Source organism: Vibrio sp. 1751 (genome assembly GCF_033339895.1).
Lineage (GTDB): Bacteria > Pseudomonadota > Gammaproteobacteria > Enterobacterales > Vibrionaceae > Vibrio > Vibrio alginolyticus.
In genome coordinates this window covers 21,989-44,109 of sequence record NZ_JAWOVM010000033.1, presented here as the reverse complement: position 1 = coordinate 44,109, position 22,121 = coordinate 21,989, and the positions used below count along the sequence as shown (strand labels likewise).

Annotated in this window: 18 protein-coding genes; 12 read left to right on the top strand and 6 right to left on the bottom strand. The window is 43.9% G+C overall.

Going from position 1 to position 22,121, the window contains the following annotated elements; all coding sequences use genetic code 11:
• The first annotated feature begins 302 nt into the window (after positions 1–302).
• From R7041_RS12515 to R7041_RS12500, 4 genes are all read left to right on the top strand, one after another.
• Complete coding sequence (locus R7041_RS12515; protein WP_047103208.1) at positions 303–1,556, top strand: aromatic amino acid transport family protein; 1,254 nt, start codon at positions 303–305, stop codon at positions 1,554–1,556.
• A 97-nt stretch (positions 1,557–1,653) separates the two neighbouring features.
• Positions 1,654–3,015, top strand: a complete 1,362-nt coding sequence (locus R7041_RS12510) for an L-serine ammonia-lyase (RefSeq protein WP_042522776.1) — start codon at positions 1,654–1,656, stop codon at positions 3,013–3,015.
• A 211-nt stretch (positions 3,016–3,226) separates the two neighbouring features.
• Positions 3,227–4,942 (top strand): EAL domain-containing protein, encoded by a 1,716-nt coding sequence (locus R7041_RS12505; RefSeq protein ID WP_169628565.1) that lies wholly within the window; start codon positions 3,227–3,229, stop codon positions 4,940–4,942.
• Positions 4,943–5,036: 94 nt separating this feature from the next.
• Positions 5,037–5,504 carry a GNAT family N-acetyltransferase gene (locus R7041_RS12500; protein ID WP_169628564.1) on the top strand — a complete coding sequence of 156 codons (468 nt, stop codon included), beginning with the start codon at positions 5,037–5,039 and terminating at the stop codon, positions 5,502–5,504.
• Between the two features lie 89 nt (positions 5,505–5,593).
• Here the strand turns inward: R7041_RS12500 and queD are convergent, their stop codons facing one another.
• Positions 5,594–5,956, bottom strand: coding sequence for a 6-carboxytetrahydropterin synthase QueD (gene queD / locus R7041_RS12495; protein ID WP_005376896.1), 363 nt, complete (start codon positions 5,954–5,956; stop codon positions 5,594–5,596).
• A 293-nt stretch (positions 5,957–6,249) separates the two neighbouring features.
• On the opposite strand from queD, the gene R7041_RS12490 reads away from it, so the two are divergent.
• Together R7041_RS12490 and asnS are read left to right on the top strand one after the other, a co-directional pair.
• Positions 6,250–7,875 (top strand): methyl-accepting chemotaxis protein, encoded by a 1,626-nt coding sequence (locus R7041_RS12490; RefSeq protein ID WP_025767294.1) that lies wholly within the window; start codon positions 6,250–6,252, stop codon positions 7,873–7,875.
• Positions 7,876–8,064: 189 nt separating this feature from the next.
• Complete coding sequence (gene asnS / locus R7041_RS12485; protein WP_017636101.1) at positions 8,065–9,465, top strand: asparagine--tRNA ligase; 1,401 nt, start codon at positions 8,065–8,067, stop codon at positions 9,463–9,465.
• A 91-nt stretch (positions 9,466–9,556) separates the two neighbouring features.
• Here the strand turns inward: asnS and R7041_RS12480 are convergent, their stop codons facing one another.
• Together R7041_RS12480 and R7041_RS12475 are read right to left on the bottom strand one after the other, a co-directional pair.
• Positions 9,557–9,781, bottom strand: a complete 225-nt coding sequence (locus tag R7041_RS12480; RefSeq protein ID WP_017636102.1) for a hypothetical protein — start codon at positions 9,779–9,781, stop codon at positions 9,557–9,559.
• 98 nt (positions 9,782–9,879) lie between these two features.
• A complete protein-coding gene (locus R7041_RS12475) occupies positions 9,880–11,271 on the bottom strand; it encodes a PLP-dependent aminotransferase family protein (protein WP_238969967.1) in 1,392 nt (463 codons plus the stop codon).
• Positions 11,272–11,530: 259 nt separating this feature from the next.
• Between R7041_RS12475 and R7041_RS12470 the strand changes: the two genes are divergently transcribed.
• The 3 genes from R7041_RS12470 (at position 11,531) to R7041_RS12460 (ending at position 13,829) form a co-directional block, all read left to right on the top strand.
• Positions 11,531–11,761 (top strand): hypothetical protein, encoded by a 231-nt coding sequence (locus tag R7041_RS12470; RefSeq protein WP_064368579.1) that lies wholly within the window; start codon positions 11,531–11,533, stop codon positions 11,759–11,761.
• Between the two features lie 245 nt (positions 11,762–12,006).
• The gene (locus R7041_RS12465; protein ID WP_005376885.1) at positions 12,007–12,306 is read left to right on the top strand and encodes a hypothetical protein; all 300 of its coding nucleotides are present in this window, start codon (positions 12,007–12,009) and stop codon (positions 12,304–12,306) included.
• Positions 12,307–12,638: 332 nt separating this feature from the next.
• The gene (locus R7041_RS12460) at positions 12,639–13,829 is read left to right on the top strand and encodes an amino acid aminotransferase (RefSeq protein WP_132936782.1); all 1,191 of its coding nucleotides are present in this window, start codon (positions 12,639–12,641) and stop codon (positions 13,827–13,829) included.
• Positions 13,830–13,918: 89 nt separating this feature from the next.
• Here the strand turns inward: R7041_RS12460 and R7041_RS12455 are convergent, their stop codons facing one another.
• Entirely contained in the window at positions 13,919–14,560 is a 642-nt protein-coding gene (locus tag R7041_RS12455; RefSeq protein WP_025767291.1) for an outer membrane beta-barrel protein, read from the bottom strand.
• 314 nt (positions 14,561–14,874) lie between these two features.
• Between R7041_RS12455 and R7041_RS12450 the strand changes: the two genes are divergently transcribed.
• Positions 14,875–16,764, top strand: a complete 1,890-nt coding sequence (locus R7041_RS12450) for a DUF294 nucleotidyltransferase-like domain-containing protein (RefSeq protein WP_017636107.1) — start codon at positions 14,875–14,877, stop codon at positions 16,762–16,764.
• A gap of 8 nt (positions 16,765–16,772) precedes the next feature.
• A complete protein-coding gene (locus R7041_RS12445) occupies positions 16,773–17,492 on the top strand; it encodes a 3'-5' exonuclease (RefSeq protein ID WP_005376881.1) in 720 nt (239 codons plus the stop codon).
• A 70-nt stretch (positions 17,493–17,562) separates the two neighbouring features.
• Here R7041_RS12445 and R7041_RS12440 read toward each other — a convergent pair whose 3' ends face one another.
• Together R7041_RS12440 and R7041_RS12435 are read right to left on the bottom strand one after the other, a co-directional pair.
• Positions 17,563–19,446, bottom strand: coding sequence for a methyl-accepting chemotaxis protein (locus R7041_RS12440; RefSeq protein WP_005376880.1), 1,884 nt, complete (start codon positions 19,444–19,446; stop codon positions 17,563–17,565).
• Between the two features lie 231 nt (positions 19,447–19,677).
• On the bottom strand, positions 19,678–21,249 hold the full coding sequence (locus R7041_RS12435; RefSeq protein ID WP_005376879.1) for a BCCT family transporter: 1,572 nt from the start codon (positions 21,247–21,249) through the stop codon (positions 19,678–19,680).
• Between the two features lie 387 nt (positions 21,250–21,636).
• On the opposite strand from R7041_RS12435, the gene R7041_RS12430 reads away from it, so the two are divergent.
• Positions 21,637–22,113, top strand: coding sequence for a MarR family winged helix-turn-helix transcriptional regulator (locus R7041_RS12430; RefSeq protein ID WP_005376877.1), 477 nt, complete (start codon positions 21,637–21,639; stop codon positions 22,111–22,113).
• Positions 22,114–22,121: the final 8 nt, after the last annotated feature.

The following is a 22,121-nucleotide window of genomic DNA, read 5'->3' as shown; positions in this document are numbered from 1 at the left end:
GCATCAATATTAATAAAACGTTGCTTCATAAACATTCATTCACATTAGATTAATTTTCCATTTTCACCGCAAACGCTTGCGGTGAAATAAATTTATACAAACAGCCCTATTGATAAGTTTTTCTAATTTTACTCATTAGCAGAAATCACGAGTAGCACATCATTTTCGTGATAAAAAGCAGGTTTTTGACATATCATTCAATAAGCGTAAGCAATAAATGATTTAGATCTAATTTTCCTAGTGTAAAATCTTGCAAAATTACTCCCGACTTATTTCCTGTTCCCAAAATGAGTAACTAAAAAATGAATACAACTACTTCTGCGGTTTCTACCGCACAATCGTCTAGTAAGTTTTCTTACAAAGACTTTACCTGGTGTCTGTCCCTTTTTGGTACGGCAGTAGGTGCAGGTGTACTGTTCCTTCCTATTAAAGCAGGTGCAGGTGGCTTCTGGCCATTAGTAATCCTAGCCCTAATTGCAGCACCAATGACTTGGTTCGCACACAAATCTTTAGCTCGTTTCGTTCTTTCTGCGAAAAACCCTGAAGCGGACATCACCGACACAGTAGAAGAGCACTTTGGTAAGACTGGCGCAAACCTTATTACGTTCGCTTACTTCTTCGCTATCTACCCAATCGTACTTATCTACGGTGTTGGTATCACAAACACAGTTGACTCTTTCCTAGTTAACCAAATGGGCATGGAATCTATTCCTCGCTGGCTACTTTCTGGTACGCTTATTGCTGCAATGACAGCAGGTGTAGTATTCGGTAAAGAGCTTATGCTGAAAGCAACTTCAGCAATGGTTTACCCTCTCGTGTTCATCCTACTAGCATTGTCTGTATACCTAATTCCTGGTTGGAACACTTCAATGATGGAAGTGTCGCCTGACTGGGGTGCAATGCCAGCTATCGTATGGCTAGCAATCCCTGTTATTGTGTTCTCTTTCAACCACAGCCCAATCATTTCTCAGTTCTCTAAAGAGCAACGTCGTGTATACGGTGATGACGCAGTTAAGAAAACTGACGCTATCACTGGTGGCGCAGCAATGATGCTGATGGGCTTTGTTATGTTCTTCGTTTTCTCTGTTGTACTTTCTCTGTCTCCAGAGCAACTAGCAACAGCGCAAGAGCAAAACATCTCTGTTCTTTCTTACCTAGCAAACGTGCATGAATCTCCACTGATCTCTTACATGGGTCCATTGGTTGCTTTCGCAGCGATCACCTCTAGCTACTTTGGCCACTTCTTAGGTGCGCACGAAGGTCTAGTTGGTCTAGTGAAATCTCGTTCAAAATCACCAGTAAGCAAGATCGAGAAGATGTCTCTAATCTTCATTGTAATCACAACTTGGATCGTTGCTATCGTTAACCCAAGCATCCTAGGTATGATTGAAACAATGGGTGCACCGATGATTGCGGCAATCCTATTCTTGATGCCAATCTTCGCAATGCAAAAAGTTCCTGCGATGGCTAAGTACAAAACTTCAGCACCTGTGCAAATTTTCACAGCAATCTGTGGTCTTGCTGCAATTAGTTCTGTAATCTACGGCGCTCTTTAATCATCTCTGCCCGTTGCAGTATGATTAATCCAAAAATATAACGATAAAATTAAGCCTCCCAACTCCCCTTGGGAGGCTTTCTTCTGAGGTAATCGATATGATTAGTGTTTTTGATATCTATAAAATCGGTGTTGGACCTTCAAGCTCACACACTGTAGGCCCAATGAAAGCGGGTAAAGAGTTTATTGATGATCTTCGTGCAATGGGAAAACTGCGCGACATCACTAAAATCACCGTTGACGTTTATGGATCACTATCACTGACAGGGAAAGGTCACCACACAGATATTGCTATCATCATGGGTCTTGCAGGCAACACTCCTGAGAAAGTTGATATCGATTCTATCCCGGGCTTTATCGCTCGTGTAGAAGAAACTGAACGCCTTCCTGTTGGCATGCACTGTCACACAGTATCGTTCCCACGTGAAGGTGGAATGAACTTCCACAAAACAAACCTAGAGCTACACGAAAACGGCATGCAGATCCACGCGTGGATCGAAGACGAAAAAGTGTACTCAAAGACTTACTACTCTATCGGCGGTGGTTTCATCGTTGATGAAGAAAATTTCGGTAAAGAAGCTGAGAACCCAGTAAAAGTACCTTACCCGTTTACAACGGCAGAGGAACTGGTTAACCAATGCCACGAAAGTGGATTGTCCATCAGCGCACTAACCATGAAGAATGAGCATGCGCTTCATTCAGATGAAGAAACTCGTACTTATTTCGCGAACATCTGGCGCACAATGCGCGAGTGTATGGATCGCGGTATGAATGAAGAAGGTATTTTGCCTGGTCCACTACGCGTGCCTCGTCGTGCAGCAGCACTTCGCCAGCAGCTACTTACTTCAGAAAAGACGACAAACGACCCAATGTCTGTTGTTGATTGGGTAAACATGTTTGCTTTCGCAGTAAACGAAGAGAACGCAGCAGGTGGCCGCGTTGTTACAGCACCAACTAACGGTGCGTGTGGCATCATCCCTGCGGTACTGGCTTACTACGATAAGTTCATCCAAACTGTGACTGAAAAAGATTACATCCGTTACTTTGCGGCTTCTGGCGCAATCGGTGGTCTTTACAAGCGCAACGCGTCTATCTCTGGTGCAGAGGTTGGCTGTCAGGGTGAAGTTGGCGTGGCATGTTCTATGGCAGCAGCAGGCCTTGCTGAGCTTATGGGTGGTAGCCCAGAGCAAGTGTGTATGGCAGCAGAAATCGCGATGGAGCACAACTTAGGTCTAACGTGTGACCCAGTTGCAGGTCAGGTTCAGGTTCCATGTATTGAGCGTAACGGTATTGCGGCAGTAAAAGCAATCAACTCTACTCGCATGGCACTACGTCGCTCTTCAGCTCCAACTGTTTCTCTAGATAAGGTTATCGAAACCATGCTAGAAACAGGTAAAGACATGAACGCGAAATACCGCGAAACATCTCAAGGTGGTCTAGCAATCAAAGTGATTTGCTAACACGCCTTTCTGAATACCAATCAAAACCCGAGTCTGTGCTCGGGTTTTTTTATACCTAAAAAACCCAGGAAAATGCGTTATCAGGACAAGTAAAAAAAACCTAAAACGTTGAATATATCCAAATATTATGGATATCTCAGTAAAAAATCACATCTCTTCCCTAGCTTTATTGATAACGTAGCCAAAAATTAAACTTGGAGCACATCAACACATGATTAGGTTTGAAATTGGAAACCAAATCTGCGTTTGCTTGTCCGAAAACGAAATATCTCTAGAGCTCAATCAGTCACTCCACCACTCCATTCCTGTCAACCCAAATGAGTACGCCATTCTGTCAACTATCGCCACATACGGCAGTTTAAATACGCCGATTAGTCAGCGGTTAATAGAAAGCAAAATCACTCAACAATACAAAATGACACTGCCTGAAAATGGCTTTAAAAACGCGGTGGCCGCTCTAAGAAAGAAATTTCGCAAGCTCACGGAAGAACACTTAACCACTAACAAAAACATTATCGAAAACATTCACCGGACCGGATACTTCATCCCTTTTACTATGCAAAACAACCATCAGAATGGCATCGAACATCAACAGAAGATCAATCAATACACAACCAATAGTCTTCGAAAAGCACTTCGTATTTGCCTGCGTAATAAAAAGATCTATTCAGAAGCGATGTGGGTTGTGTTGATCACTGCGATCATTTTCTTTGCTATCTGTTACTACACGATAAACAGCATCGTTAAACATAATTATCTGGATAACGCCTTCGAAATTGCAGAGAGCCTTTCCCGCAGGAGTTGCTTTGCTAATGAAAGCGAACTGAAGTCGCTATTTGATAATGTGAAGTTGGTGGAATCGAGCATGATGCTAGATCGTTTCAATATTCGATGCTTAGTCACTCCAGAAACCGTTGTCCCTGTCAGCAAAAAAGCCTTTGAAGAGTGGAGTAACAATAACAATTACACGACCCAATCATTTGACTTAAATAACGCAACTGTTTTGGTTCGTGTTAAAAACATTAACTTATCCGACAATGTTGAAAATCATATTTCACGTTTTTTTCTTTCCGGTATGAAGCTATCAACGAATACCGGAACGTCGTTAGAGATTGGTAACACCAATGAACGCTTTTTCAATTATCACGTAAAGAATAGTGGCTATAAAGAGGTGTATTACATCTCTGGACCGTTTCAAAGTATCATTCTACTGAGCTTACTTTTTCTCATTATACTGCGTCACCGCTCCCTACAAGCCTTTATGGCTTACTTGTGCGCAATTCGACAATTCAAAATAAAACTGGAGCCGATTTATAACACTTCGGCACAAAAGATTGTGCACTACGAAGCCCTCTCCCGGTTTAAGGTAAAAAATACGCAACGGTTTATTGAAACACTGATCCGCAATGGATTGCTGCTAACTCATACCTTACTGGTGATTGATTCCATCTACACCAAGCAAAAAGCGTTGCCCATCCCTATCAGCATTAACGTTTGTCCTTCTTTGCTGCGAGGGCGTAACTTTTCAATCCTATATAGAGAGCTATCTAATCGGGATTGCCGTTTGCTGACAATCGAAATCACAGAAAATGCATCGATGTACTATACCTCTGAGATTTATGGCAATGTCGCGAAACTAAAAGCTCTGGATTGTAAAATCAGTATTGATGACTTTGGCACCGGCAATAATAATGTGGCGCTTATCAGCAAGCTGAATCCGGACTATCTCAAAATCGACCGAGAATTTGTTATTGGCCTAAAAACTGATGATAAAAAGATAGAAACCTTGCGTCAGTTAATTGCTATGGGTAATACGTATCGCTGCACGGTCATTGTTGAAGGCGTAGAAACCGCAGACAGTGCTCACTTACTCACAACATTGGGCGCATACATTCACCAAGGTTATTATTACCCTCTTCATTGCTAGCTTTTCTTCACTCGGTTAGTTACTTAAAATAGATCTAATACTCTATAAAAACTCGTGGTGGCATAAAGGTATGCCGCCAATTTGTGATTGAGCGATGATTGCGATTAAACCCACCAAACTGAAAGATTTTTCAAGTTTGATGCAATTGGATGTGCAAGAAGAGCAAAAAGGATTTTTTACACCGTTTGAAATGGCTTATCAAAAACGTAGTAAGTCAGAGGCGTTGTTTACGATTTATTCTGATGACCTATTAGTAGGCTATCTTGTTATCGATAAAGGTTTCTCCCAACATGCGCCGTTTGCTAAACGATACGAACTGGAGCTTAAGTACTTGATGATTGATCAACGTTTCCAACGTCAAGGGGTTGGGAGTGAGGCATTGCGTAAACTGTTCCTTTATGCGTATACCATTAACCCTAAAAGCACTTCTCTTTGCGCCACTGTCCCACAAAGTCAGCAATACGCTATCAGTTTTCTTGATGCGTGCGGATTCATTAATACAGAGGAAACAACATTGGGTGATAATGAAAAAGAATGGATTCTACGACACCCATTAAGCTAGCTGGTGAAGCATAATCAAAATTGGGCCATTCAGATACAACAAAGGCAAGCTTCTCGCTTGCCTTTGTTTAATGCTCAACAGAAAGTGACTTATTCGCCTTTGTAAATACAACCCGCTGTGCACGTTTCTTTGATTTCTACTTTACTTAGCAGTGGTAAGCTTGGCTTAAGCTGCTGCCAAATCCATTTTGCTAACACTTCGCTAGTCGGGTTCTCTAACCCTTCAATGTCGTTTAGGTAGTAATGGTCTAAGCGATTGTAAATTGGTTTAAATGCAGCTTTGATCTCTGCAAAATCCACTACCCAACCTGTATGTGGATCAACTTCACCTTCTACATAAAGACGAACAAGGAAAGAGTGTCCGTGCAAACGACCACACTTGTGACCTTCTGGTACGTGTGGCAAATGGTGTGCTGCTTCGAACATAAACTCTTTGTATAATTCTGTTTTCATCTTGATTCTCAGGCTTTAAAAAGACAGGCAATACTAAGGAATTCGCTGCCAAGAGACAAGCGTTACCCCATACAAGCGTAGCAAAAACTTCCGCTTGTTCCTGGCCTCTTTGCTATCACTCACACCAAAGCGCCGTATTTCTGTCACGCGCCAAACATTTGATTACACAGCACTCACATCACAATTACATATCCCCAACATGTGTGGGGTCACAATCATTCATTTCGTTGTTCGCAGTGCGCATTTGTGCACATTAATATTGTGCAGTTCGTTCCAATTACACTTATAAATTTATGCGCTCAACTATCACTTTTAAGCTCTTACTGGCGTTAATTGCTGTCTTCAGCTGCGTTCTAGCTGCCTCTACGGCTTACCAATACCATCAACAAAAAACCTTAATCAATGATGTTCTTAGTGAACAACTCCATGATAAGGCTAGTAATTATTTCGATAGCCTAAATATGATGATGCTTACGGGCACCATGTCGCAAAAAGAAACCTTACGTCAAAAGGCCCTGGCCCAAGAAGGCATTGAAGCAGTTCGCGTGTTGCGAGCTGATACTGTGACCAAACTTTACGGACCTGGGCAACAAAACCAGCAGCCTGTCGATGATATTGATCAACGAGCGTTGAATGGTGAACTGGTGATTGAACCAATCTCAGCCGATTGGGGCAAAGGGTTAGTAGTCGCGCTACCAATGAAATCGAGCGAAAATTACCGTGGCACCAACTGCGTTTCTTGCCACGTTGCACCAGCAGGAGAAGTGTTGGGCGCGATTCGCTTGGAATACAACATGAATCATGTCAATTCAATGATCAGTAAACAGGCAATGTTTGCGATGGGAATAATGGCCGTAATCGCATTTGTGGGCTTCATCATAACGATGAGTTTGATTCAAAAAATCATTGTACGACCAATTCAAAGAACGTCGAAATTCATGTCGAATGTGAGCCATAGCAAAGATCTATCTCAACGACTTATGCATCACCAACAGGATGAAGTGGGCCAACTTTCTACAGCCATCAATTCATTCATGGATACGGTCTCCGAAAGCTTAGAACGTGTGCAAGACACCTCTCACTCACTTGCCGACTCCGCGAGTAAACTAACTGCTGTCGCGCAGTCCACAGATAAAGCGGCCAATAACCAACAGCTAGAGACCAACGAAGTACAAAGTAATATCACCGATATGTTGCAGCAACAAACTGCGGTTGAGGACTCGACTAATAATGCTACTGTTTTGGTCAATCACACCGTTGATGTCGCCACTCATAGTGCAAGCCAAGCACACAACGTCAGTGAAGACATCAAACAACTAGTAAGTAACATTGATACCGTACGGGAAAAAATCAGCTCTCTAAACCAGAGAACCGAAGAAGTGTCGTCCATTCTTGTGGTTATTAAGGGTATTGCAGAACAAACCAATCTGCTCGCGTTGAATGCTGCTATTGAAGCCGCCCGTGCCGGAGAGCAAGGACGCGGTTTTGCGGTCGTCGCGGAAGAAGTGCGTAACCTGGCTTCTAGGACGGCTGAAGCCACTGGTAATATTGAACATATCATTTCTCAATTCCAGCAAGGAAGTGAAGAGTCATTAACTTCTGTTGATACCGTCTGCCAGTTTGCTCATCAACGCTCTGTCGATGTCGAGGCACTATCAGCCACAATGCATAACGTTGTTGACGAGATGCGCCAAGTGCTCAGACATGCAGAAGATATCCAAAACCAGACGCAAACCACATCTGATGTAAGTCAGCATATTCAATCTAAAATAGATGTGATCACACTGCATGCTAACGACACATCGCAATCAGCATCGCACACGCGTGATATTAGTGTTGATTTAGAGCATCTATCCGAACGTTTAGAGCAATTACTAAACCAATTCACACTTTCAGAGCACAAAAGAGTGAATAAATAGAGAGATTCTCCCCATCAAAACGAATATAAAGGTTGATGCGAGCGAATTGACAGGTAATATGTCTCGTTGAATCTGTAAAATGCTACCCAACTCAGCGCTTAGCTTGTTTTTTGAACAAAAATGTTATTAGACAAGTACTTTAAGTAAGCGTTGAGTTGAATTTTTACCTCAATGGAGAATATTGAAAACATGACTTACGCGCCTGTATCAGACGTATTGAAAGGTCAGCTAGCAGTAGACAGCGAAGTGACTGTTCGTGGCTGGATCCGTTCACGTCGTGATTCCAAAGCTGGAATCTCTTTCCTTGCCATATATGACGGCTCTTGTTTCGACCCGATTCAGGCCGTGGTCCCAAATAATCTTAATAATTACGAAGACGAAGTATTAAAGCTAACGACTGGCTGCTCTGTTGAAGTAACTGGTAAGATTGTTGAATCTCCTGCAAAGGGTCAAGACTTCGAACTTGCTGCCACTGACGTTAAAGTGGTTGGTTGGGTTGAAGATGCTGAAACTTACCCAATGGCAAAAACTCGTCACTCAATCGAGTACCTACGTGAAGTTGCGCACCTTCGTCCGCGCACAAACGTAATCGGTGCAGTAGCACGTGTACGTAACTGCCTATCACAAGCAATCCACCGCTTCTACCACGAGCAAGGTTACTTCTGGGTATCTGCGCCGTTGATCACGGCTTCAGATGCTGAAGGCGCTGGTGAAATGTTCCGCGTATCTACGCTAGACATGGAAAACCTTCCTCGCACTGACGCTGGTAAAGTGGACTACAACGAAGACTTCTTCGGTAAAGAGACGTTCCTAACCGTATCTGGTCAGCTAAACGCAGAAGCTTACGCTTGTGCGCTAAGCAAAGTTTACACTTTCGGCCCTACTTTCCGAGCTGAAAACTCAAACACAAGCCGCCACCTAGCAGAATTCTGGATGGTTGAGCCTGAAGTTGCGTTCGCAGAACTGGATGATGTAGCGAAACTGGCTGAAGACATGCTCAAGTACGTGTTTAAAGCGGTGCTTGCAGAGTGTCGCGATGACCTTGAGTTCTTCGCTCAACGCATCGACAAAGAAGCAATCACTCGTCTAGAGCAGTTCGTTTCTTCTGACTTCGCGCAGGTTGACTACACTGACGCAATCCAGATCCTTCTTGATTCAGGTCGTGAGTTCGAATTCCCAGTTGAATGGGGTATCGATATGTCTTCTGAGCACGAGCGTTTCCTTGCTGAAGAACACTTCAAAGCACCTGTAATCGTTAAGAACTACCCGAAAGACATCAAAGCATTCTACATGCGTGCTAACGATGACGGTAAAACAGTTGCAGCGATGGACGTTCTAGCACCGGGCATCGGCGAAATCATCGGTGGTTCTCAGCGTGAAGAGCGCCTAGACATTCTAGATGCACGTATGCGTGAAGTGGGTATCGATCCTGAACATATGAGCTGGTACCGCGACCTACGTAAATACGGTACAGTGCCACACGCAGGCTTCGGTCTAGGCTTCGAGCGCCTAGTATCTTACGTAACTGGTATGGGCAACGTTCGTGACGTGATCCCATTCCCACGTACTCCTCGCTCTGCGAACTTCTAATCACTTTTTAGTGATATCGAATTAAAAAGACCTCCCATGTGGAGGTCTTTTATTTTGTACGAATGATTTTCTAGCAACCGGTGTATGCACTCTAGTTGTTATTTTCGTCGTCATCCTCATCTGCTCGCGCTGCGTATTTTACTCCAACCACACACAAGCCAAACATCACAAATGGGATAACGGCAGCAGTGTATTCCGTCCAAACCATATGAGAAAAAGATTTCGCCAATATCAAGTGTGCAAACACCAACAAAAATGCGCTAAAAATAGCAACACCCATCAACCTAAGTTCATGCTTTACCAACTGCTTTTTCATTACGGCTCCTAACCTAAATGGTTGTCTGCCCATGATTGAAACACAGCTTCGGTATCGTCCACTGATACAGTTTGAGCAAAAAACAGGTAAACAGTTGGCTAATGAAGTAATTCTCCGACCGTCTTCACGGCTTGTTCTAATTCATCATTTACAGGTAACGATGTATTAAGCCTCAGGTAGTTCTCATAATTTGGAGTGACAGAAAACAACTGACCAAATGCTACAGTGATGTTCGCTTCCAATAACTTCTGATAAATCGCTTTTCCGCACTTTGTTTTCGGCAGTTCTATCCAAAGAAAATAGCCGCCTTCCGGTTGCGTGTAACGAATCGATTGGGGAAAGTACTTATCAACCAGTTCAATAAACGCCAATTGCCGCTGCTCAAGATTCTTTCGCAGTTTTCTAAGATGGCTATCATAACTATCGTTTTGCAAGTAATGCGCGATACCCTGCTGGATTGGCGCGCTGCCTGACAACGTCGAGATAAGTTGCAGCTTTTGAAGTTGCTCATTGAAGCGTTTGTTTACCACCCAACCCAGCCTATAGCCAGGGCAAAGGCTTTTTGAAAATGATCCACAATGCAACACGCGCTCTTGTGTATCAAAAGCTTTAAGTGAGCTTGGCTTTTTTTCAGAAAAATAAAGCTCTGAATACACATCATCTTCGATCAAGTACACATCGTATTTGTCAGCCAGTTCGACGATACGTTGCTTCTGCCCGTCACTTAATAAAGTTCCTGTTGGATTGTGAAAGTTAGTCATTAACCAACATGCGCGAACATCATTGCCGGCAAAAGTCGCTTCAATTTGATCCACTGAATGTCCAGTTAACGGATCCACCGTTATTTCTATCGCCTTTAGACCTAAACGTTCAATCGCTTGAAGTGCGCCATAAAACGTCGGTGATTCAACTACAACAGTATCTCCAGGCTGGGTCACGGCCTGAAGGCTCAAATTCAACGCTTCTAATGCGCCAGAAGTAACGACAATATCATCATGGGTAAACACCATACCTTGTTGGATGTACCGTTGAGCAATCAAACGGCGTAGAGACTCACAGCCCGGCGGCAAGTTATCCAATAACGTCTCTACCCCCATCTTCCTGCCTGAGCTGGCTAGGTTGCGGTTTAGCGCCTCTAATGGGAACAATGCTGGGTCTGGAAACGCGGAGCCAAACTTCACCGCATTCGATGAAGCCTGATTTTTGAGGTAGTCGTAAAGTTCATCGTTGATGCTGGAGCGATAAACGGAAGTGGCTGGAGAACTCGGTTCGAAGCGGTCCAACTCCGCAGTCACAAAGTATCCAGACTGAGGTTTCGCTGCGACCCAACCTTGTGCTTCGAGCAGCTGATAAGCTTGTAATACCGTACCTGCGCTGACAGAATGGTTTCGGCTTGTTACACGCACTGATGGCAGCTTTTCCCCTGCTCTCCATGTATTTTGCTGAATCTGCGTTTTGAACAGCTCAGCCAGTTGACGGTATCGGTTCATGTTTCCCTCATTTCACTTACAGCCGCACCATAGCATACTTCGCGCCAGCATTCTGATATGGGAGTATTCAATTTAGCAACGTAATTTATCAAGCTTATCAATAGATATTTCAGCCACGAAGTGAGCGTTTATATCCCATACTTTGACTGTTACACACATATTGCCTCACATCTTTGCAATACCTAAAAGCCAAGGTTTTACGTTGGATTGAGTGCGTTAAACTCACTTCGAGCTACGGTCTTTAAATCAGGAGGAAGCGATGAAAGTTTTTACAATGGACGATCTCTCGTATCGCGGAAAACATAAAGGTGTACATAGTTGGGACCATCCTGGCAGTACCACCCCTTATTATTGGCATCCTGATTGGCTGCATATCGCTGAAGATGCTTTGGGTGAACACAAAAAGACTGACCTTGAAGTCCCTGATGGAGAAATAGCGACAGAAGAGCATGCAAAAGCGGCGATTCTCAAACACTTGAATGACGAGTAGTTTAGGCTCTATCACCGTTCAAGAATAGCATTAGGTAGGCGAATCCATCGTTGTATGCTTTAAACACAAATAAAGCTAAAACCTGCCAAATAGTAAATTCTTCTGAATGAGAAGTACGCATCTTCTATAGCGTTCAAAGGGCAAAATAAGTCGATTGTTATCACATTAATTTTCATTACATCTGTTACATTTAAATAGTAATGGTGATGCACACCTCAACTCATGGATTATGAGAGAAAACAATAATGGCGAAATACAACGAAGAAGATATTAAATACAAAGGTGAATCCAACGGCGTACATTCTTGGAGCTCTCCTTCCGGCCAACCTTATTACTGGCACCCAGATTGGTTACACGTTGCGGAAGATGCGACGGGTACGCATCCGAAGCAAAAACTTGAAGTTGAAAAGACAGAAGTACCAACCGAAAAGCACGCATTAAAAGCGATCTTAAAGCATATGAACGACTGGGCGACTGAAAAGCTTTCTTCTAACCCTGACATCGAAACCAATGCGGTTGAGTCGGAAATCAATCTGAAGAAATAACTCCAACCGATATCCATACTTCTAACAGTAAACGCTCCACCTTTGGTGGGGCGTTTTTGTCTCAACAAATCCTCACTAGACAATTATAAACGCGTTAACGCAAAGCACTGAATTGAAACGATTGGGATGTGTGCAAAACTTCTCCAACCATGGCATAAATGCCCTTCAAACTCTGTGCCTACCAAACGTTTTCATGGCAAAAACTTTAGTTATGTTAGAATTCTGTTTCAAATCGCAACTTTTTTAGGTTTTCTTTTCAGTAACGGTTGTAACCAATATTGCTGAAAGGTATAAATGTTAGCACACCCCTTCGATTAACATGGATGAAGATTATGTTTGAAAAAGTAGTTGCCGCTCCGGCTGACCCTATTCTTGGCCTTACTGAAGAGTTTAAAAAAGATGCTCGCGCAGACAAAATTAACCTTGGCGTAGGTATTTACAAAAACGAGCAAGGCGAAACTCCCGTTCTTGCGACAGTAAAGAAAGCTGAAGCAGCACTTGTTGAAACTGAAAAAACCAAATCTTACCTAACCATCGAAGGCACAGCAGAGTACGGCATTGCAGTGCAAAAACTGCTTTTCGGCTCTGATGCAGAAATTGTAAACGAAAAACGCGCTAAAACAGCTCAAGCTCCGGGTGGTACTGGTGCACTACGTGTTGCCGGCGAGTTCATTAAACGTCAACTAGGCGATGTAAAGATCTGGATCAGCAACCCTACATGGGCAAACCACAACGGCGTATTTACTGCTGCTGGTATCGAAACGGCACAATACAGCTACTACAATGCTGAAACAAAAGACAAAGACTTCGATGCGATGCTAAATGATCTGCAATCTGCATCTGAAGGCGACATCGTGCTTCTACACGGCTGCTGTCACAACCCTACAGGGATCGATCCTACGGCTGAAGAGTGGGAAACATTGGCGAAACTTATCGCAGAGAAGAAATTGCTTCCTCTGTTCGACTTCGCCTACCAAGGCTTTGCTAAAGGTGTGGAAGAAGATGCTGCAGGTCTTCGTACTTTTGCTAAGTACAACAAAGAAATCCTAGTCGCGAGCTCTTTCTCGAAAAACTTTGGCCTATACAATGAACGCGTAGGTGCCTTCACGTTAGTAGCTGAGTCAGAAGAAGTCGCAACAACCGCATTTTCTCAAGTTAAAGCCATTATTCGCTCTATCTACTCTAACCCACCTGCACACGGCAGCGCTGTCGTGACTCACATTCTTGGCAACGCCGAAATGCGTGCGGAATGGGAAGTTGAAGTAGCAGAAATGCGTGACCGTATTCAAGAAATGCGTGAACTGTTTGTAGCGACACTAAAAGCAGAGGGTGTGGACGCAGACTTTAGTTTCATCGAACGTCAAAATGGTATGTTCTCTTTCTCTGGTCTTTCTAAAGAGCAAGTTAACCGCCTTAAAGAAGAGTTCGGTATTTACATTGTCGGTTCTGGCCGAATCAGTGTTGCTGGTATGACGAAGTCAAATATGGGCCCTCTGTGTAAAGGCATTGCAGCGGTTTTATAATCGACTGTCGCATACTTTATTAAAAGGAAAGGTCAGCATAAGCTGACCTTTTTTGTTTTAACTTAACGCCAAAAACGAACCCGTCCGATCTAGTAGACAAACTTCAAACTCAGCCCAACTTCATTGACGTAATCTGAGCTTTCACCGCTGTAATCAGTATCTCTAAACTGATAAAAAAGACCAGTGCCGATGACTTTATGCCATTGGTAGTTAAAACCGATCTTAAAATTGTTCTCATCAACGATATCACTACGGTTCAACTCCACTTCAGCTGTCGCAATAAGCTTTTCACTGAGCAAGTAATTCACCCCAACAGTTACAGCTTGAATCAATTCGCTATCGGAAGACAACGTATTATCCGTTTTGTCGTCCGTCGCTTTCGCTTTGATTGCGCCTATTCCATATATCCCGTAGATATCGAATTGCTCTGTAACTCCATAACGGTAACCACCACCAAACAAAAGGCGGTCAATGCGAAGAGTAAAATCATCCGGATGGAAAAACTGCGCTGAGTAATCAACATTAAACAACCAGTTCTCAGTAAACAAATAGTTACCACCGAGTCCAACTGTGGTCGCATTAGAGTTATCTAACCATTCTTCGTTTGTCGTTCCGGCACCAACATCCAAATGAATGTGTTCGTACCCAAATTTTTCTGCTTGGTCCATGACCGCTGCGCTTGATATCGCCGGCAAAGCAGCTAAAGAAACAAGCAATAAATTTCTCACCATTCGACTTCCTTTCATGAGAATTATCTAAACACTGTATTCCATCGCCTGAGCTACTTGGCTCAAGAAGAATAGCTTAATCTAAAGACGTGATAACGATCTGAAACAGCCAAAGAGCTAATCAGTCATCACGAAGAAAACATATCGACGACGTCTTTTTCAATTGAGGTGACCATATAGTAGTAAAAATGAAGCTCCCTTATCGTGCGATATGTCAGAATCTTATGACTGAGCACGAAAATCGCGGTTCAGATAAGACTCTGTTTTAAAACTAAGTTAAGATTACTTTATTATTTGCGAACTAAAAGGCGCCTTCGATGGATGCAGAACTTCTCGAGATTTACAACTTTCTCGCCAAGTATCCCCCGTTCAATGAACTCCCTGAAGAAACACTAAACAAGGTGACAGAGAGTGTCGAAATCTCGTACTACCGAGAAGATACCCCCATCATCCATTTTGGAGACTATATCCAAGATTTATACGTGGTGCGAAGCGGTGTTGTTGAAGTTTATCGACGCAAAGGTGAGCTGTATAACCGCCTTGACGAAGGTGACCTATTTGGCCAGATGGGCATGCTCACCAATAACAAAGTCCGCTTTCCGGTAAAAGCCATTGAGGATACCCTGCTCTACTGTATTCCTGGTGACATTTTCCAAGAAATTTACGATAACTTTGATTCCTTTGCGGATTTTGTTGAAGTTGAAAATAGCGCTCGTTTACGCCAAGCCATTTCAGAAAACAAAGACGCCAATGACCTGACGACGTCGAAAGTGAAAACCTTGCTGACTGGCGATGCTCATACGATTGATCGTGGTCAGACAATCCAGCAAGCCGCGCAGCAAATGGCGAATGACAACGTATCGGCTTTACTTATCGTCGACCCAGATTTCGTTCGTGACGAAGACGATCCACAGTCCCCAGTACTTGGTATCATTACTGACCGTGACTTGTGTACCCGTGTGTTAGCTGAAGGTTTGTCCCCACAGGACGATGTGTCCAGTGTGATGACCACGGAGGTCATGTCTCTTGACCACAACGCTTACATCTATGAAGCAATGTTAACGATGCTGCGTTACAACGTACATCACCTACCAGTGGTAAAAAACCAATTACCAATCGGTATTATCGAAACAACCGACATTGTTCGTTATGAATCTCAGAATTCGTTGTTGTTGGTGAGTAGTATTTTCCAACAACAGACTATCGAAGATTTAGCCGTTGTTGCCGAAGAAGTGAAAAGCAGCTTCGTGCGTCTGGTCAATGAAGATGCCAACTCTCACATGGTGGGTAGCGCGATGTCGGTCATTGGCCGAAGCTTCAAACAGCGTCTGCTAGAAATGGCAGAAGAAGAGCTTGGCCCACCGCCAATTCCTTATTGTTTCCTTGCACTTGGCTCAATGGGGCGAGATGAGCAACTGTTGGTGACTGACCAAGATAACGCCATCATTCTAGATGAGACCTATCAAGAAGAGAAACATGGTAAATACTTCGAAGCCCTAGCAAAATACGTCAGCGATGGGTTAGATGCCTGTGGCTACAAATATTGCACAGGTGATATTATGGCAACCAACCCACTATGGCGCATGACTCGTTCAGAGTGGGAAGAGTGTTTTGCTGACTGGATTGATAACCCGAACCCGAAAGCACTACTCAACGCCTCCATCTTTTTCGACTTGGATGGTGTCTATGGCCGCTTAAAATGGGCAGAACAGTTAACTAGCTTTATTGTTCGTCGCGCTCGAAAGAACAACCGCTTCTTAGCGTGTTTGGCTCGTAACGCACTAAACAGAACACCACCTCTAGGCTTCTTTAAAGACTTCGTGATGGAAAAAGATGGCAGACACAACAACTCCATCAACCTCAAACGTCGCGGTACTGCTCCTCTGGTCGACTTAATTCGTGTTCACTCTCTGGCAGTTGGCTCACGTGCACAGAACTCGTTTGAGCGTCTCGACGACATCATTGACGCTGGCATTTTGCCAAAAGGTCGAGCACAAGACTTAAAAGACGCGTTAGAGTTTATTTCCATGGTGCGTATTCGTCACCAAGCGACGGATGTGGAACTAGGCATTGATCCTGATAACAATATCGAACCAGAAAACCTCTCTGAGTTTGAACGTCGCAACCTAAAGGATGCATTCCAGATCCTAAGCAATGGTCAAAATTTCCTTAAGTTCCGCTACCAAGCGAACAAGAGCTTTAAGTGAGGTTTAGCATGATTAAAAAGCTCTTTCAGAAGCCAACCATTCAGTGGCCAACGAAGTTTGAACAAAAGCTGGAGATGGCGAAGGATGAGAATTTAATTGCGTTTTATAGCAACAAGCCGCCTGCTCCAGAAACACCGTTATCTGAGGTGGAGTTCGTGGCGTTAGATTTCGAAACGACGGGTTTGAATCCTGAAAAACATGACATCATTACTATTGGTTTAGTGCCGTTTAACCTGAAGCGAATTTTCCTACGTAACTCGCGTCATTGGAAGGTACGTCCACAGCGTGCACTCGATGAAGACTCAGTCATTATACACGGTATTACTCACAGCGAATTGATCGATGCGCCTGACTTAGGCGATATCTTAAGCGAGCTGCTACCATGCTTAAGCGGGAAAATCATTGTTGTTCATTACCGTCGTATCGAGAGAGAGTTTCTGGATAAAGCGCTCAAAAGCCGTTTAGGGGAAGGTATTGAGTTTCCTGTTTTAGATACGCTGCACCTTGAAGAAACGATTCAACAGAAACGTTCAGGCTCTCTCTGGGAGCGTTTAAAAGGGAAAAAACCAGAATCGGTTCGGCTAGCGCAATCTCGACGCCGTTATGGGCTGCCAGACTATACGCCTCACCATGCATTAACCGATGCAATTGCTACCGCAGAGCTACTGCAAGCGCAAATCGCCCATCATTACAGTGAAGAGCAACCCATCAGTGAGTTCTGGCTGTAATATACTTCACGCTTAATAGCGATCAAAAAAGGAGCCAGATGGCTCCTTTTTTACTTAGGTTGAGACAAGATTACAGCTTAAAGCGTTGAATCTCTTGTTCAAGTTCGTGTGATAGCTCAGACAGGTGAGCAGCTTGTTCTGCTGCTTGATGAGCTTCGACTGACAGCTCGTTAGACACATCACGAATACCTTCAGTGTTACGAGTGATCTCAGTGGTTACCGATGCTTGCTCTTCTGCTGCTGAAGCAATCTGCGTTGCCATATCACTGATACGCTCAACAGCAGTGTGGATTTGCGTCAAGCTCGCTGCAGCCGCATTGGCATCATCAACACTGGTATCAGCTAGACGACGACTGTCACCCATAATACCGACCGCTTTGGCTGTTGTGCCTTGTAGCATCTCGATAGTTTCTTGAATCTCTTGCGTTGAAGCATGAGTACGTTGGCTCAATACGCGGACTTCATCTGCAACCACAGCAAAACCACGGCCTTGCTCACCTGCACGTGCCGCTTCGATCGCCGCGTTAAGTGCAAGTAGGTTCGTTTGCTCTGCAATGCCTTGAATCGTTGATAGAATCGTATTGATGCTATTTCCGTGTGCTTCTAGCTCTTGAATCACATCAGTAGCAACTTGAACTTCTTGCGCTAAGTTCTGAATAGAGCCTTGCGTTTGAGTTACTTGGCTTGAACCGTGTGAACAAGCTTGAACCGCTTCTTCTGAGTTACTTGCCGTGCTATCAGCATTACCTGCAATTTCTTGTGTCGCTGCTGCCATTTCGTTCACGGCCGTCGCCACCATGTTGATTTCATCTTGCTGGTAAGAGATACGCTGACTACGCTCCTCAGCTTGCTGTGCTGTCGTGCGTGCTTGCTCTGAAAGCGCAGAAGATACGTGGCTAAGCTTAGTAACCATTGTGTGCATGTTGCCAACAAAACGGTTGAAGTTTTCCGCCAGTTTACCTACTTCATCATCACTGCGTGGCTCTAGGCGTTGCGTTAAGTCACCTTCGCCAGATGCAATTTCTTCCAGTGCATTTGATACGCGGTTCAAGTCACGGAACAAGAAACCAACTAGCCAAGAAACTGCAAGAATAACCACAATCGTGATCGCCACAGCAGTGAACAATAGATCTCGTAGCAATACCGCATGACCTGCTTCTTCTGTTGCGCGATCCATTTCAATCGCAAACATCCAATGCGTGCCAGGAACTTTATTGAAGTAGTAAAGCTTCTCTTTTCCTTTGATTACCGTATCTTCGATACGACCTTCATCGGCGGCACGCTCAATTGCCTCTTCTGAAAAATCTTTTAGAACACTGGTGATAGGCTTAAGCGTCAAGCTTTTATCTGGATGCGCTAAAAAGGTGCCTTCATTCATGTCGATTAGCATCGCATGCGCGTTTTCACCTGCATCTAAGTTAATCACATCGCTGATAAGCTGATCGATCAGTACATCCGCACCAACAACACCAACAAACTGACCATTTTTCATTACTGGCTCAGCAATGGTCACAAGTAGTGCATTCGTGATTGCGTCTTGATATGCGGCTGTGATGATTTGCTTACCCGCTGCATCAGCATCCTTGTACCAAGGACGTGTGCGAGGGTCATAATCAGCACGGTTACGCTCCGGATGAGAGCGGTACATATCACCGTTTGGTGTACCAAGGAAGATGTCATCGAAGCCACCAGCCTTGCGAGCTTGTTGTAGGAAAGGAACAACGTCTTGCTCGGTCGAGTAGTCGTTGAACGCAGTGGCAATATCTTTACGGATATTGACCCAATCAGAAATTCCCTCTGACGCAGTAGTACTAAGACTTTGCGCACGTGAATAGACACCTGAACGAGTCTGATCAAATAATTGACCAGCCGACAACCAAGTAAGTGCTGTTGCCATCACAACAACAGCAGAAAGGCTTGCGCCTATAAGCTTTTGTTTTAATGATAATTTCATATTTATAGTTTTTTGAGTTGGGAGAACAGTTAAGGTGCATGAATATTACACACTTTTTTACGACTATTCACTAATTTTTAAAAAACAAAATAGCACATTAACTCTTTGTAAAATATGAACTTTCATGTGTCATTTTTTTGTCTCGAGCGTCATAAAAACCGCACAAAAAAAGCCAGCAAATTGCTGGCCTTTTGATTGATTGTTAGTCAAACGGTTTTATAAAATGCCGAATTACTGACGCTCTGTTCTCATACCCATCAATAAGCTCACACACATTGCAAGCAGAATGAAGGTAAATGGCAGTGCTGTAGAAATGGCACCAGCCTGAAGAGCTTGAACCGCCTCGGAGCCACCAATCCATAGCAGAGCAACCGCAATTGCACCTTCCATGAATGCCCAGAAGACACGTTGAAGTACAGGTGCATCAACTTTACCACCTGCCGTGATACTGTCGATAACAAGTGAACCAGAGTCAGAAGACGTAATGAAGAACACAAGTACCAACACAACAGCGATGATAGAAAGCATGCTACCAAATGGAAGAACATCAAACATTTGGAACATAGCGAGAGATACGTCAGTCAAGCCATTTGTGCCCAGCTCACCTACTTTATCAACAACTTGCTCGATCGCCAGGCCACCAAATACAGACATCCAAACAACGGTAACCGCAGTTGGAACCAGTAGAACTGCTGTGATGAACTCGCGAACGGTACGGCCACGAGAAACACGCGCGATGAACATGCCTACGAATGGCGACCATGAAATCCACCAAGCCCAGTAGAACACTGTCCAGCCTTGGAACCAAGCTTCGTCCGTACGACCAAACGGGTTACTTAGTGGGATGATATTCTCTACATATGCCATAAGTGTGGTTGGAATCGAACCTAGGCTCGCCGCCCAACCGATAAGACCAACAAGGAGAAGTAGCAAGAACGCCACAACCATGTTGATGTTACTAATGACTTTAACACCACCATCGATGCCGCGTACGACTGAAACAACAGCAAGTAAAGTCACCACGGTAATAACGACGATTTGCAGACCTAGGCCTGGCTCAACACCAAATACGTGATGAATACCACTTGCTGCTTGCTGCGCACCTAGACCTAGGGATGTAGCAAGACCAAATAAAGTCGCAAGCACAGCCAGAATGTCCACAATGTGGCCAGCCCAACCCCATGCACGATCACCCAGAAGTGGGTAGAAGATCGAACGCATAGATAGCGGTAAACCTTTGTTGTAGGCAAAGAATGCTAAAGAAAGTGCTACAACACCGTAAATTGCCCATGGGTGAAGGCCCCAGTGGAACATCGTTGCACCCAGTGCCAATCTCGCGGCTTCTGGTGTATTTGCCTCAACACCAAGTGGCGTTTCATACCAACCGGTGAAGTAAGCGACAGGTTCTGCAACACTCCAGAACATTAAACCGATACCCATACCAGCTGCAAATAGCATTGCAAGCCATGACATAAACGAGTAATCGGCAACAGCGTCTTTACCACCTAGTCGAATCTTACCCATTGGTGAGACGATAAGCGCCAAACAGAAAATAACGAAAATGTTACCTGCAATAATGAACAACCAATCGAATGAACCAATAATTTTCCACTTCAGCCCATCAAGTGCCGTCTTTGCGGTATGTGCATCTAGAACTAATGCAGCGACAAGAAACAGCGCAATCAAACCTGCACTAATACCAAAAACTGGGTTATGAACATCAAAACCCCATTTTTGAACGTTGTCCTGACCTACCGTATAGTCGGTACTATCGATACTGTACTTATCTATACCCTTTGTCATCGTTCCTCTCTATTTTTGTAGTGTTTTTACGTACCAAACAAAAAAATCTTTCGAACACGATACGTTTTGCATTCCGTGAAGGCGCAAGATCCTATCATTTGACACGTTTTTGTCTATCTTTTTGCTATTAAAAAATCCAATAACTTACTTTTCACTGTGTGGTTACGGCCTCTGATAGAACAAATCACTACTACAATAGTTAGACCACAAACATTTATTGCTATAATAATTTTAGCTCTTCTTATTTTGTCGAAAAGGCGCGACAAAATGGTATTGAGGACACGGCGTAAAATTGTAGAGGTAATTTTTGATTTCCCCCCTTTAAATAAGGGCGCATTTAAGTTAGTGTCGCCTCGATAAATGTTCCCTACAGACTGGATGAATAAATTGGAAAAGTACGAAGAAGTATTGGTCTCGATTCGTCAGATCATCCGCGCTATTGATTTACATTCTAAAAAGCTGAGCAAAGAGTCTGGATTGACTGCTCCACAGTTGATTTTGATGCGCGCTATCAATGACTTAGATAACGTGACGATTAAACAGTTGTCTAGCCACACTAACATGAGCCAAGCGACCGCAACGACCATTCTAGATAGACTAGAACGAGGCCAGTTTGTTGAGCGTCAGCGCAGTGTTCAAGACAAGCGTAAAGTGCATGCTGTACTTACGAGCAAGGGCCAAGAAGCCTTAAAACAAGCACCAACGCCGCTGCAAGAGCACTTCATTAATCGATTCCAAAAATTGGAAGAATGGGAGCAATCCCTTCTACTATCTTCCGTTCAACGCATCTCGACGATGATGAATGCAGAGGACATCGATGTTGCTCCAATGCTAGAGCTTGGTAGCATTACCAAAGCCGATTAGTTTCGCTC

What these genes read in the sequence shown, in the direction of transcription:
- R7041_RS12515 (WP_047103208.1), top strand. Translation starts at nt 303, where the DNA reads ATGAATACAACTACTTCTGCGGTTTCTACCGCACAATCGTCTAGTAAG.
- R7041_RS12510 (WP_042522776.1), top strand. Translation starts at nt 1,654, where the DNA reads ATGATTAGTGTTTTTGATATCTATAAAATCGGTGTTGGACCTTCAAGC.
- R7041_RS12505 (WP_169628565.1), top strand. Translation starts at nt 3,227, where the DNA reads ATGATTAGGTTTGAAATTGGAAACCAAATCTGCGTTTGCTTGTCCGAA.
- R7041_RS12500 (WP_169628564.1), top strand. Translation starts at nt 5,037, where the DNA reads ATGATTGCGATTAAACCCACCAAACTGAAAGATTTTTCAAGTTTGATG.
- queD (WP_005376896.1), bottom strand. Translation starts at nt 5,956, where the DNA reads ATGAAAACAGAATTATACAAAGAGTTTATGTTCGAAGCAGCACACCAT.
- R7041_RS12490 (WP_025767294.1), top strand. Translation starts at nt 6,250, where the DNA reads ATGCGCTCAACTATCACTTTTAAGCTCTTACTGGCGTTAATTGCTGTC.
- asnS (WP_017636101.1), top strand. Translation starts at nt 8,065, where the DNA reads ATGACTTACGCGCCTGTATCAGACGTATTGAAAGGTCAGCTAGCAGTA.
- R7041_RS12480 (WP_017636102.1), bottom strand. Translation starts at nt 9,781, where the DNA reads ATGAAAAAGCAGTTGGTAAAGCATGAACTTAGGTTGATGGGTGTTGCT.
- R7041_RS12475 (WP_238969967.1), bottom strand. Translation starts at nt 11,271, where the DNA reads ATGAACCGATACCGTCAACTGGCTGAGCTGTTCAAAACGCAGATTCAG.
- R7041_RS12470 (WP_064368579.1), top strand. Translation starts at nt 11,531, where the DNA reads ATGAAAGTTTTTACAATGGACGATCTCTCGTATCGCGGAAAACATAAA.
- R7041_RS12465 (WP_005376885.1), top strand. Translation starts at nt 12,007, where the DNA reads ATGGCGAAATACAACGAAGAAGATATTAAATACAAAGGTGAATCCAAC.
- R7041_RS12460 (WP_132936782.1), top strand. Translation starts at nt 12,639, where the DNA reads ATGTTTGAAAAAGTAGTTGCCGCTCCGGCTGACCCTATTCTTGGCCTT.
- R7041_RS12455 (WP_025767291.1), bottom strand. Translation starts at nt 14,560, where the DNA reads ATGGTGAGAAATTTATTGCTTGTTTCTTTAGCTGCTTTGCCGGCGATA.
- R7041_RS12450 (WP_017636107.1), top strand. Translation starts at nt 14,875, where the DNA reads ATGGATGCAGAACTTCTCGAGATTTACAACTTTCTCGCCAAGTATCCC.
- R7041_RS12445 (WP_005376881.1), top strand. Translation starts at nt 16,773, where the DNA reads ATGATTAAAAAGCTCTTTCAGAAGCCAACCATTCAGTGGCCAACGAAG.
- R7041_RS12440 (WP_005376880.1), bottom strand. Translation starts at nt 19,446, where the DNA reads ATGAAATTATCATTAAAACAAAAGCTTATAGGCGCAAGCCTTTCTGCT.
- R7041_RS12435 (WP_005376879.1), bottom strand. Translation starts at nt 21,249, where the DNA reads ATGACAAAGGGTATAGATAAGTACAGTATCGATAGTACCGACTATACG.